We start from the raw sequence: 12,953 nt of genomic DNA, 5'->3' as shown, positions 1-12,953 counted from the left end.
TAGGGATAGAGGTGAACTCATGAAACTCACAGAAATTTTATCGGCTCTTGATGTAGTTGATGTGAAAAACGAACAAGCGGTAGATATTACAGGGCTCGCCTATAATTCTCGCAAAGTAGAACCGGGGAACGTCTTTGTCTGTATCCGAGGTGTCAAAGCGGATGGGCATAAATTTGCACCTTCAGCAGTAGAAGCGGGAGCAGTTGCATTGATTGTGGAAGAGTTCTTAACGGAGCTTGCCGTTCCTCAATACTTGGTGAAAGACGCGCGTAGCAGTCTTGCTGCCTTAGCAGACGCTTATTTTGATCACCCGACGCAAAAAATGAAAACAATTGGCATTACAGCAACGAATGGCAAGACATCGACTTCATTTATGGCGAACGCCATTTTAGAAGAACAAGGACTTAAAACAGGTCTTATCGGAACGGTAGTCGTAAAAATTGGAGACAAAGCAGAACCTTCTGAATTGACGACACCAGAGTCACTTGATCTGCAACGTTATTTTTCAGAGATGGTAGATGCAGATATCCAGCATGTGGTGATGGAGGTCTCGTCTTCAGCACTAGAACTCGACCGCGTGGGCAGTGTGGATTTTGATATCGTAACTTTCAATAATATCAGCCGGGAGCATATCGACCTGCATTCATCCTTTGAAAACTACGTGATGCACAAGTCAAAGCTAGTTACACGAGCGGGTGCTGATAAAGTAGCCATCTTGAACTTGGATGACGCCTACTCAGCAGCGCTTCAAGATCAGACGGAGGCTCAGGTTGTAACGATTGGTGTAGAAAGTGAAGAAGCGGACATCCGCTGCACGAATCTCGATTTGTCTACAGGACGAGCTACATTCACAGTAGCAATTGCGCGTACAATCGAAACGCCACAAGGAACGATTCCTCAAGGAGACTTCACGGTAACTTTAGGTACTCCAGGATATCACTCGGTTTACAATTCTTTAGTGGCGATTGCAATTGGACTCCTTTGTGATGCATCGGTTGAAACCATTCAACGAGCAATGGAAAACTTCACCGGAGTAGAGCGTCGTTTCGAGATGATTTTCGAAGAGAGCTTCAAAATTATCGATGATCACTTCGCAAACAGCGGGAATATTGATATTACACTTGGAACACTTGAGAAGATGGACTACCGCAACTTGAAGCTTGTCTATGCCATTCGAGGGGACCGTGGAGTGACGGTCAACCGTGAAAATGCAGAGGCTATTGCTCGTTGGGCGCCGAAGCTCGGGCTCACAGAAGTGATTGCGACAATCAGTAAATCACACGTCACAGCTAAAGATGTCGTGGCGGAAGAAGAGAAAGCGGTCTTCTTGGAAGTTATGGAAGCTGCCGGGATTCAAGTGCATTTGCATGAAGAATTACCAGATGCGGTGAAAGAAGGCTTGTCACGTGCTGAAGAACAAGATGTCGTGTTACTTGCAGGGTGCCAAGGCATGGACTACGGCGCAAAATTTGCGCTCGAACAACTTGCGGACATGCAACCTACGCTAGACCGAGAAAAACTATTCAAACCTCTTGCTACACGAGTGGCGGGAGTCTAATGACAGAACAAGCTCTGAAGCACATTTGCTCCAGGGCTTGTTTTTTACCATTCAATGTCTTCGTTTTTAGGGTAATCGACCGTCAATTGAATATCATGGACGGCACTTTTTGTCTTATTGGCCTCCGCAATAACCTTTTGCTTAAAGCCTTCGTAGTCTGGTCCGCCGACCACGATGCTACGAGCTAGTTTTGGCAGGATGACTTTACGTTCTTCTTTCGGTACTTTCAAGAAAGACACGGCCAGCATGTCAACGTATTGTGTCGCATAATCTTCCGTTGAACGCTGAGGAGAAAGGAGCGCCTGTTTGACGTCTGTGAAATCCTCTTCAGGTAACACACTTTCTAACGCTTCAATAACTTTCGCTTGGAAAAGACGCACTTCCATCGAATATACATGAAGATGTGGGTGCTTGATGTCTTCGCCAGCTAAGCGAATGAAATCGTTCAACCCGAAAGCGGTGAACAGCAGCTCTGGCCAAAGAATTTTACAGCCAAAATACACATTGCGCTCCGGTGTGATCATGTCCCGGTCTTTCAGCAAGTCTCGCCGTGCCCCATTGGCTACTACCATCACGTCTTCCTTTCCTTTTCGTGCAGCAGCGATACATAACAGTGTTTTTGTTAGGCGTCTATGGGTGCTTTCGTAGTCGTAAAACGCGTTCTCTTCCCCAAGGAGATCAAACGCCGCTGTTAAAAACGCATCTAAATCCCAAATGTCTCCACTAACAGTGGCCCCTGTACTGTAAGGGGTTGATTGAATCGATAACATACCAACACGTCCTTTCTTCAGATGAATTAGCGTTTCGGTTGATAGTCGAGCATAGCAAACAACGTTTGCTTTTCTTTGTCTGTTAGATCGCGCCATTTGCCGATTGGCAAACTACCGAGTTCGATGTTCATGATACGTACACGCTGAAGGCGCTTAATGGTAAACCCTAAAGCCGAACACATACGACGAATCTGTCGATTCAGTCCTTGTGTCAAGATGATGGAGAAGGTATGTGGCCCGAGCTGTTTCACCTTGCACGGTTTCGTCACCGTATCTAAAATCCGCACTCCGGATGCCATCTTCTCAAGAAACGTCGGTGTAATCCGCTCATTAAGAGTCACGATATATTCTTTTTCATGTTCGTTCTCAGAACGCAAAATTTCATTGACGATGTCGCCGTCATTAGTTAGTAAAATCAACCCGTCAGAGTCTTTATCAAGTCGTCCTATGTGAAAGATGCGCTGGTCGTGGTTGACGAAGTCTACAATATTGCCTTCGATATGTCGTTCTGTAGTACTTGTAATTCCCACGGGTTTGTTTAACGCGATATAGACCAAATCCTGTTCATGAGAAATGACTTTGCCATCTACAGTTACTTCATCGTCTGGTTGTACACGGCTTCCAAGCTCTGCTGGTGCGCCGTTGATTAAAACGCGTCCATCTAAGATCCACTGATCCGCGCCGCGGCGTGAAACGATGCCAGCTTCTGCTAAATATTTGTTGATACGCATACTCTGCCTCCTTATTGATTCTTAAACAGTTTAAACCATCCTTTGTAGGTAAACCACACTAGCATACCTCCCGCAATCAAGAACATAAAAAGCAGTACTCCAAAGTAGCCAAATGACCAAGAAAGTTCGGGCATATAGTCAAAGTTCATTCCGTAGACACCTGCAATGAACGTCAATGGAATGAAGACGGTCGATACAATCGTAAGAGTCATCATAATCCGGTTCATGCGACTGGAGTTCATCGACATATGGCTGTCTCGAATATCCGAAGTCAGCTCTCGATTAGACTCGATCATCTCAGAAAGTTTGATTAAATGATCATAGATATCTTGGAAATACGTTCGCTCTTCTTCGGTAAAATTAAGTCGTGAGGAAGCTAGCATCCGGTACAATAGGTCTCGCATCGGATTGATAGTACGGCGAAGGTGAAGAAGGTCACTTCGCAGTTCAAAGACCTGTTTCATAGAAAATTGGTCTTGCTGGTAAGACATATCGTCTTCCACATCATTCAAATAATCTTCAATCTTATAGATGATCGGGAAGTAGTGATCCACTACTTTATCAATAATCTGATAGAGCGCCTGCATGGAGCCGCGCTTCCATGACTTTGTACTTTGTATCAAGCGATCTCGCGCTTCGTCTAGCTCATGCATCTCGTCATAGTGGAAGGTCACGACAAAGTTCCCACCGACAAAGACATCGAGTTCTTCCGCTTCCATGGTCTGTTCATTATATGTATGAAGCACAAAGAAGGTATGGCGGTCATAGTTGTCTAGTTTGGGGCGTTGCAAATCGTGTAAACAGTCTTCAATCGCCAACGGATGAAACTGAAAGTAATCTTTCAATAAGTTTTGTTCGTCAATGGATGGGTTGCTGATGTCGACCCAATACCATTCGAACAGTTGGTTTTGTAATTCTTCTAAAGTGAAGTCTTGGACGAGCTCGTGCTCTGTAGTGACTCCTAGCGTGCGAATCATGCAAACACCTCCTACTTGTTCTATCATACCCCCTCACTCGTATTCTCAAAAGTAAAATCCTGTATTGACATTAGGAAAAGTCCTGACGTATAGTGAAGCTAACTAGAAATCGAAAAGAGGTGGAGCATTATGGCAAGTGTATATGTAAACGCACGCATCTGTTCAGTCAGCATGCTTCATTCTCTATGTGTACATTCCGGTCAGCTCTGACGATCGGTTTGTTTTGCAATAGGATGAAAGCTGTTTCTGAACGCAGATGCGTGCAGAGACAGCTTTTTTTGTCGGCAAAAAGCAAAAGGGGAAGCCGGCGACTACCTATTTGGAGGGCATCACATTGCACCTATTAGAAAATTATGGCTGGACACCAGCTTGGGAAGAAAAAATGACACGCCAAGGAACGGCGGGAAGAGTGACTGTTGCACATAAAGGTTTGTACCGAGTGGCAACTGAGGAAGGCGAATGGCTCGCTGCTCCTAGCGGGAAGTTTGAATTCTCACAATCCAGAGAGCACCAACCTGTAGTAGGGGACTGGGTTGTAGTGGAACAAATGCCAGGAGAACAACGAGCCATCATTCACGAAGTGCTGCCTCGAATTTCTCAATTTGAGCGCAAGATTGCGGGACGTACTACAGAAGTCCAAGTGATTGCCGTCAATGTGGATTATGCTTTCTTGACCATGTCGCTGAATCAAGATTTCAATTTGCGTAGGCTAGAACGTTATTTGATCGCAGCTTACGATTCAGGTGCTTCACCGATTGTCGTACTCACGAAAAAAGATATGTGTGACGATTCGGAGTGGTATCAAAAGCAAGTGGAAGAAGTTGCGTTCGGCGTTCCTATCTTTACAGTTAGCAGTAAGACAGGAGAAGGAATCGAAGACTTGCGCGAGCTGATTCAGCCGAATAAGACTGCCGCATTACTTGGCTCGTCTGGGGTCGGGAAGTCATCACTAGTTAATGCGGTTTTGGGGACAGAATGGATGGCTGTCAGTGAGATTCGAGAAGACGATGCGAAGGGCCGTCACACGACCACCCATCGTGAACTAGTACTGATTCCGAGTGGAGGAGCTATTTTGGATACTCCGGGAATGCGAGAGTTTCAACTATGGGATTCAGGTGAAAGTCTAGGAGAGAGTTTCTCAGATGTGGAGCAGCTATCTGAACACTGCCGCTTCCGTGACTGCCAACATCAGAAAGAGCCAGGATGTGCGGTACAACAAGCCATTGCAGAAGGAACATTGAAAAAAGACCGCTTTTCAAGTTATTTAAAACTGCAAAAAGAGCTTGCTCATATGAAACGCAAGGCAGATTCTTCGGCACAGCGTGAAGAGCGCAACAAATGGAAACAAATTACGAAATCAGTACGTAACAACAATAAAATAAAACGATAATTTCATAAAAAGCATTGCAATCCCCTCCATTTGCGAATAATATGGTTAAGTGTTTTCAAATTGTTCGTATTTAGGAGGGTTTTCATGTTTCGTTTACAAGAACATGGTACAACCGTTAAAACAGAAGTATTAGCAGGAATTACAACATTCCTGACTATGGTCTATATTGTCATTGTCAATCCTGTCATCTTGGCGGATGCAGGAGTTCCATTTGATCAAGTTTTCTTAGCTACGATTATCGCGTCCGTTGTCGGTACGTTATGGATGGCGTTGTTTGCAAATTATCCAATTGCTATTGCACCAGGGATGGGGCTTAATGCGTTCTTCACGTATACGGTGGTCATCTCCTCAAACGGGCAGATTGATTACTTGACGGCATTTTCAGCTGTCTTTATTGCAGGAATCATTTTTGTTATCTTATCTGTTACACCACTGCGTGAAAAACTCATCATCAGTATTCCGTCTAACTTAAAGCACGGGATTACTGCAGGAATAGGGTTGTTCATTTCTTTTATCGGATTACGTTTATCCGGTATTGTGCAAGCGCATGAGATGAACTTAGTAAAGCTTGGAGATTTGACGAACCCGTCAGTATTACTAACTTTATTCGGACTGCTTGTCACATTGATTCTCATGGTGCGAAACGTCTACGGAGCTATCTTCTACGGCATGCTCACAACAGGGATTGTCGCTTACTTTACAGAACAACTGAAGTTCGATGGCTTTTTCAAAGTCCCATCGTTGCCAGAAGGAATTCTTGTGTGGAATCCGGTTGCAGCGATCGGCGATGTCATTGAGTTTGGGATGATCGGAATCATCATCTCGTTTGTACTTGTAACATTATTTGATACGACAGGAACAATGGTCGGGGTAGCCAAACAAGCTGGTCTGATGAAAGGTGACCATATGCCACGTGCTCGTCAGGCACTTCTTGCAGATTCTGTTGCTACAACGATTGGATCGATGTTCGGGACAAGTCCAACTTCTGCTTATATCGAATCTTCTTCAGGGGTAGCGGTAGGAGGGCGAACAGGATTGACGACGTTGACAGTCGGCATCTTGTTTATGGTCTCTGCTTTCTTTGGCCCGTTAGTTGCTTCCTTGTCAGGTGTTGCTGCTATCACAGCGCCAGCACTGATTATTGTTGGGTCGCTAATGATCAGTGCAGTCAAACATATCGACTGGGATGCATTTGATGAAGCCTTCCCGGCATTCATCGTCATCTTAGCAATGCCGCTTACATCGAGCATTGCAACAGGGATCGAGCTTGGATTCATCATCTATCCGATTCTGAAGATGGTTCAAGGTCGCTTTAAAGAAGTACATCCACTTCTTTATATCTTTGCCGTCTTGTTCTTCTTCCAACTAATCTACCTGCCTCATTAATACACCACGCTCCGAGCTCATGCTCGGGGCGTTTTTTATATGAAAGCAAATCAATTGCACAGTCTAAAGTGAATTCGTATAATAAAGTCAAAGATAGTCAAAGTCAGTAGGAGGTGAGACCATGAAAAATATCTCAGACATAATTGAAGGGTATTTGAAAAGTATTATCGAAACTACTAAACAAGGGCAAATTGAAATTAAGCGCAATGAAGTCGCTGAAAAATTTCAATGTGTTCCGTCACAGATCAACTACGTGATCAATACACGGTTTACTGTAGACCGGGGCTACCTCGTAGAAAGCAAGCGAGGGGGAGGCGGATACATTCGGATTTTCCGAGTTGCTGCCAGTGAACAGACGGACGTCATCCGCGATATGTTAGATGTACTAAAGGGAGGCGCCTCTGAATCGATGGTCGAAGACATGGTGTATCGACTACTTGACCTTGACATGATTTCAAAACGAGAAGCCAAACTGATTGTCGCCGCTTGTGCGCGTTCTACCTTATCGGTGCCGTTGCCACTGCGTGACCAGTTGCGAGGCCGAGTCGCCCAGGCGATGTTATTGACACTGTTACAGCCTGATCAGGAAAGGTAGGATGCCAGATGATTTGTGAAAACTGCAAACAGCGACCTGCTCACGTCAAGATGACCGTGACGCAGAACGGAGAACCTTTTACACGCCACTTATGTGAGGTGTGTGCGAGTCAGCTGCATCCATTTCAAAATCAGCAAGATCCGCTCACCGTACATCAGTTATTAACTAATTTGTTTACACCTGAACAACCGACTAAACAAGCCAACCGGGAAAAGAGCCAGTGGAGCTGTCCAACCTGCGGATGGACGTATGAACGCTTTGTTCACCGCGGGAAGTTTGGCTGTGCCGACTGCTATACGACATTTGGCAATGCCTTACCGCCTGTCATGAAGCGGCTCCATAACGGCAATGCTGAACATATAGGCCAAGTACCGGAAGCATATGAAGAGACGCGTGATTTAAAACGCCGTATAGAAGATATTCGCTCGCGTATGCAGGAAGCCATTGCTCAAGAAGAGTTTGAGACGGCCGCAACGCTACGTGACCAAGCGCGTGAGCTCGAAGCGAAGCTTTTGAAAGGGGGCGATTGACGGTGGATATGGACCGCTTTCTGAAGAACCAAGTGACGAGCTGGATGGAAAGTACCGGGGAATATGCCGACATCGTCATGAGCACCCGCATCCGTCTAGCACGAAACTTGGACGGCTACCGCTTTCCATTAGCATTTACAGAAGACGAAGCGCATAGAATCGAACAGACCGTGACGGGCATCTTGCTCGATGCTGACAAGCTTCCTCAGCAGTTCACGTCATATCAAATGAAGCAGCTCGACCCGCTCGACAAGCAAGTGTTGATTGAAAAACATTTAATCAGTCCGAGTTTGATCGAAGCAGAATATGAATCGGCTGCCGTGATTTCAGAAGATGAATCACTCAGCATCATGGTCAATGAAGAAGACCATTTGCGCATCCAGTGCATCTTGCCAGGGCTGCAACTTGAAGAAGCCTACAAGCAGGCGCGCAACATTGACCGTGTGCTCGATCGTGAAGTCAGTTACGCATTTGATGAAAAGTATGGCTATTTGACCACATGCCCTACCAACACAGGAACGGGACTTCGAGCCTCTGTAATGATGCATTTACCGGCACTGACTGCCACGAAGCAAATGGCCAAAATTGCACCAATCATCAACCGACTGGGTATGGTCGTGCGGGGTATTTACGGAGAAGGCAGTGAAGCTCTAGGCAACGTCTACCAAGTGTCCAATCAAGTGACGCTTGGAAAGGCAGAAGTCGAGATTTTGCAAGAACTGCAAGGCTTGACGAAGCAACTGATTGAAAAAGAACGAGAAGCGCGGCAAGCCCTCTTGTCTCACTCGCGCATTATCTTAGAAGACAAACTGTTCCGCTCACTTGGAACACTCCGTTATGCACGAATGCTCTCAACGGAAGAAGCAGCTTCTTGTTTATCGGATGTGCGTCTCGCTATTGACTTGGGAATCATCACCCACGTCAGCAAAACGATCTTGAATGAATGCATGGTGTTTATGCAGCCAGGATTTTTACAGCAATATGCCGGATCCTCTCTTTCCCCGAAAGACCGCGATGTGTTTCGGGCGAAAATGATTAGGGAACGGTTGACTATAGAAGAAAAAGGAGAGAATTCATATGATGTTTAATCGTTTTACACAACGTTCACAAAAAGTGCTTCAACTAGCTCAAGAAGAAGCCATTCGTCTAAAACATGAAGCGATTGGCACTGAACATATCCTTTTAGGACTGATTCGTGAAGGTAACGGGATTGCGGCTAAAGCTCTAGAAGCAAGCAACGTCGATCCTAAAGCTATTGAAGAAGGCATTGAAGAATTGGTCGGTACTGGTGAGAAAGACGTCGGCCCGATCGTTCACTATACACCTCGTGCGAAAAAAGTAATCGAGCTATCTGTTGATGAGTCTCGTAAACTTGGCCACTCGTACATTGGTACAGAACATTTATTACTTGCATTGATCCGTGAAGGCGAAGGCGTCGCGGCTCGTGTACTAAGCAATGCGGGTATCAGCTTGAACAAAGCGCGTCAACAAGTATTGCACCTGCTAGGAAGCAGCGAGCAGGCGAACAATTCGTCTTCTTCGTCTTCCACATCTACTGCGAGTACACCGACACTGGATGGTTTAGCTCGTGACTTGACTCAGATTGCACGTGAAGGCACGCTTGACCCAGTCATCGGACGTAGTAAAGAAATTACGCGTGTCATTGAAATCTTAGCGCGTCGCACGAAAAACAACCCAGTTCTAATTGGGGAACCAGGTGTTGGTAAGACGGCAATCGCAGAAGGTCTTGCTCAGCAGATCGTTCACAACGAAGTACCTGAAATCTTACGTGACAAACGCGTTATGACACTGGACATGGGTACTGTAGTCGCTGGTACAAAATACCGTGGTGAGTTCGAAGACCGTCTGAAAAAAGTAATGGACGAGATTCGCCAAGCGGGCAACATCATCCTATTCATCGATGAGTTGCACACCTTAATCGGAGCCGGTGGAGCTGAAGGAGCTATCGATGCCTCCAACATCTTGAAACCAGCCTTAGCTCGTGGCGAATTGCAATGTATCGGTGCTACAACACTGGATGAGTACCGTAAATATATCGAAAAAGATGCAGCGCTTGAGCGTCGTTTCCAACCGATTCAAGTCGATGAGCCATCTGTTGAAGAAGCTATCCAAATCATCTACGGCCTACGTGACCGTTACGAAGCGCATCACCGTGTGAAAATTACAGATGCTGCTGTGGAAGCTGCAGTCAAAATGTCAGACCGCTACATCTCGGACCGTTTCTTACCGGATAAAGCGATTGACTTGATTGATGAAGCGGGATCAAAAGTTCGCTTGCGTTCTTACACAACTCCACCAAACTTAAAAGAGATGGAGCAACAGCTCGAGAGCCTTCGTTCTGAAAAGAATGCGGCAGTTCAAAGCCAAGAGTTCGAAAAAGCGGCTTCGTTCCGTGATAAAGAGCAGAAGTTAAAAGATGAACTTGAAAAACTAAAAGACAACTGGAAAGAAAAACAAGGTAAGGCAGAGACAGAAGTCACTGTAGAAGATATCGCGACTGTCGTTTCGATGTGGTCTGGTGTACCAGTTTCGAAACTTGCGCAAACTGAATCTGACAAGCTATTGAAGCTTGAAGATACACTTCATGAACGTGTCATCGGTCAATCGGAAGCAGTCGACGCTATCTCTCGTGCGATTCGCCGTGCACGTGCGGGTCTGAAAGATCCAAAACGTCCAATCGGATCCTTCATCTTCCTAGGGCCAACTGGTGTCGGGAAGACTGAGCTTGCCAGAGCGCTTGCTGAAGTGATGTTCGGGGATGAAGACGCGATGATTCGAATCGACATGTCTGAGTACATGGAGAAACATTCAACGTCTCGCCTAGTCGGTTCTCCTCCAGGATATGTAGGGTTTGATGAAGGTGGTCAATTGACGGAGAAAGTGCGCCGCAAACCTTACTCAGTCATCCTACTGGATGAAATCGAAAAAGCGCACCCAGATGTATTCAATATCCTATTGCAAGTGTTAGAAGACGGCCGTTTGACAGACTCAAAAGGTCGCACAGTCGATTTCCGTAACACGGTGGTCATCATGACATCGAACGTCGGAGCAGACGCTGTGAAGTACAACAAATATGTTGGCTTCAACTTGCAAGAAGCAGGCTCTTCTAAAGACTACAAAGACATGAAGTCGAAGATGCTTGAAGAACTGAAAAAGGCGTTCCGCCCAGAGTTCTTAAACCGTCTTGATGAAATGATCGTGTTCCACTCTTTAGAGCGCGAGCACTTAAAAGAAATCGTCACTTTGATGGCGAACCAACTGACAAAACGCTTGAAAGAGCAAGATATTGAGCTGGAGCTGACAGAAGCCGCTAAAGATAAGATTGCGAAAGAAGGCTATGATCCAGATTACGGTGCTCGTCCACTGCGCCGTGCTCTACAGAAACACGTAGAGGATCGCCTATCTGAAGAAATCTTAAAAGGTGAAGTCTTGACTGGCCAACACATCCTGTTCGATGTGGAGAACGACGAATTCGTTGTTCGTACGCAAAAAGCAGAACCAGTTAGTGAGTAAATTTATCCAACACCCTATGATATCGCATGCATGGGGTGTTGTTTTTCGTTCTAAAGAAATTGCGGTATACTAGAGAGAACGCACGTTCCATAGGAGGTAGACATGGCAAAACGAAAAACCAAATTTATGTGTAATGATTGTGGCTATGAATCAGCAAAATGGATGGGGAAATGTCCGGGCTGTGGTAACTGGAACACGATGGTAGAAGAAGTTGAAGTGGTCACGAAAGGACCAAAGCGTTCGTTTGTCACTTCTGATGGCCCATCAAGTAAAGCAACACCAATCAACTCTGTAGAAACACAAGAAGAGCCTCGTGTCGATACATCTCTTGGCGAATTAAACCGAGTACTAGGTGGCGGAATCGTGCCAGGATCTTTAGTGTTGATCGGTGGAGATCCGGGTATCGGGAAATCTACGTTGCTTCTTCAAGTATCTTCGCTGTTAGCGAATAAAAATATGCGCACGCTTTACATCTCTGGGGAGGAATCTGTCCGCCAGACAAAGCTTCGAGCAGAACGTCTCGGAGTGGCATCGAGTGAGTTGTACTTGTACGCTGAGACCAACCTCGAACTGATCAACGAAACGATTGAAACGGTGCAGCCGAAGTTTGTCATTATCGACTCCATTCAGACGGTTCACCATCCGGAAGTGACGAGTGCACCAGGTAGTGTCTCTCAAGTCCGCGAATGTACAGCGGAAATGATGCGCATTGCGAAGACGAAAAATATTGCTATCTTTTTAGTCGGTCACGTAACAAAAGAAGGGCAGATTGCAGGACCTCGATTACTCGAACATATGGTAGATACCGTGCTGTACTTTGAGGGGGAGCGTCACCATACTTACCGCATCTTACGTTCGCAAAAGAACCGATTTGGTTCGACGAACGAGATTGCCATTTTTGAAATGGTTCAAGCGGGTTTAAAAGAAGTGCTGAATCCATCGGAACTATTCTTGCAGGAGCGTTCGCACGGAGCCCCAGGGTCCGCCATTGTGGCATCTATGGAAGGGACACGGCCAATCTTAGTCGAGATTCAAGCTCTCGTCACACAGTCGAGTTTTAACTATCCGAAGCGAATGGCAACAGGTGTTGATCAGAACCGCGTCTCCCTCCTCATGGCCGTCCTCGAGAAACGGATGGGGATGCTACTGCAGACGCAAGATGCCTACATCAAAGTAGCGGGTGGCGTGAAGTTGGATGAACCGTCTATCGATTTAGCCATTCTCGTCAGCGTCGTCTCGAGCTTCCGAGATACCGGAGCGAAACCGACCGATGTCTTTATCGGAGAAGTCGGACTGACGGGTGAAATCCGCCGCGTGTCACGCATTGAACAACGTGTCCAGGAAGCAGCGAAACTTGGCTTCAAACGTGTTATAGTCCCCGCTAGTAACTTGGGAGGCTGGGACTTCCCAGCAGGCATTCAAGTCATCGGCGTTGATAGCGTCAACGAAGCGATGAAACTAGCTTTTCGCGAAGAATGATTT

Annotated in this window: 11 protein-coding genes; 8 read left to right on the top strand and 3 right to left on the bottom strand. The window is 46.1% G+C overall.

The annotated features are described in order from the left end of the window. Positions 1-19 precede the first annotated feature (19 nt). Positions 20-1,558 carry a Mur ligase family protein gene (locus tag CF394_RS05585; RefSeq protein ID WP_094942248.1) on the top strand — a complete coding sequence of 513 codons (1,539 nt, stop codon included), beginning with the start codon at positions 20-22 and terminating at the stop codon, positions 1,556-1,558. Positions 1,559-1,602: 44 nt separating this feature from the next. On the opposite strand, the gene CF394_RS05580 is transcribed toward CF394_RS05585, so the two are convergent. The 3 genes from CF394_RS05580 to corA are packed head-to-tail and all read right to left on the bottom strand — an operon-like array spanning position 1,603 to position 4,036. Beyond that, positions 1,603-2,328, bottom strand: a complete 726-nt coding sequence (locus CF394_RS05580; RefSeq protein ID WP_094942247.1) for a DUF6904 family protein — start codon at positions 2,326-2,328, stop codon at positions 1,603-1,605. 26 nt (positions 2,329-2,354) lie between these two features. Next, entirely contained in the window at positions 2,355-3,059 is a 705-nt protein-coding gene (rluF, locus tag CF394_RS05575; protein WP_094942246.1) for a 23S rRNA pseudouridine(2604) synthase RluF, read from the bottom strand. Positions 3,060-3,070: 11 nt separating this feature from the next. Continuing rightward, positions 3,071-4,036 carry a magnesium/cobalt transporter CorA gene (gene corA, locus CF394_RS05570; protein ID WP_094942245.1) on the bottom strand — a complete coding sequence of 322 codons (966 nt, stop codon included), beginning with the start codon at positions 4,034-4,036 and terminating at the stop codon, positions 3,071-3,073. Between the two features lie 334 nt (positions 4,037-4,370). Between corA and rsgA the strand changes: the two genes are divergently transcribed. The 7 genes from rsgA (at position 4,371) to radA (ending at position 12,950) form a co-directional block, all read left to right on the top strand. Continuing rightward, a complete protein-coding gene (rsgA, locus tag CF394_RS05565; protein ID WP_094942275.1) occupies positions 4,371-5,426 on the top strand; it encodes a ribosome small subunit-dependent GTPase A in 1,056 nt (351 codons plus the stop codon). Between the two features lie 84 nt (positions 5,427-5,510). After that, positions 5,511-6,812: an NCS2 family permease gene (locus CF394_RS05560; RefSeq protein ID WP_094942244.1), complete on the top strand. Its 1,302-nt coding sequence runs from the start codon at positions 5,511-5,513 to the stop codon at positions 6,810-6,812. Between the two features lie 121 nt (positions 6,813-6,933). Next, on the top strand, positions 6,934-7,407 hold the full coding sequence (locus CF394_RS05555; RefSeq protein ID WP_094942243.1) for a CtsR family transcriptional regulator: 474 nt from the start codon (positions 6,934-6,936) through the stop codon (positions 7,405-7,407). 8 nt (positions 7,408-7,415) lie between these two features. Beyond that, a complete protein-coding gene (locus CF394_RS05550; RefSeq protein WP_094942242.1) occupies positions 7,416-7,937 on the top strand; it encodes a UvrB/UvrC motif-containing protein in 522 nt (173 codons plus the stop codon). A gap of 2 nt (positions 7,938-7,939) precedes the next feature. After that, the gene (gene mcsB / locus CF394_RS05545; RefSeq protein WP_094942241.1) at positions 7,940-9,025 is read left to right on the top strand and encodes a protein-arginine kinase McsB; all 1,086 of its coding nucleotides are present in this window, start codon (positions 7,940-7,942) and stop codon (positions 9,023-9,025) included. After that, positions 9,015-11,471 carry an ATP-dependent Clp protease ATP-binding subunit gene (locus tag CF394_RS05540; RefSeq protein ID WP_094942240.1) on the top strand — a complete coding sequence of 819 codons (2,457 nt, stop codon included), beginning with the start codon at positions 9,015-9,017 and terminating at the stop codon, positions 11,469-11,471. The genes mcsB and CF394_RS05540 overlap by 11 nt, the downstream gene beginning before the upstream one ends. A gap of 102 nt (positions 11,472-11,573) precedes the next feature. Next, positions 11,574-12,950, top strand: a complete 1,377-nt coding sequence (radA, locus tag CF394_RS05535) for a DNA repair protein RadA (RefSeq protein ID WP_094942239.1) — start codon at positions 11,574-11,576, stop codon at positions 12,948-12,950. The last annotated feature ends 3 nt before the right edge of the window (positions 12,951-12,953 follow it).

The sequence above is a fragment of the Tetzosporium hominis genome, from assembly GCF_002265435.1.
Lineage (GTDB): Bacteria > Bacillota > Bacilli > Bacillales_A > Planococcaceae > Chryseomicrobium > Chryseomicrobium hominis.
The sequence above is the reverse complement of the archived record's forward strand: the minus strand, read 5'-3'. Positions and strand labels throughout refer to the sequence as shown.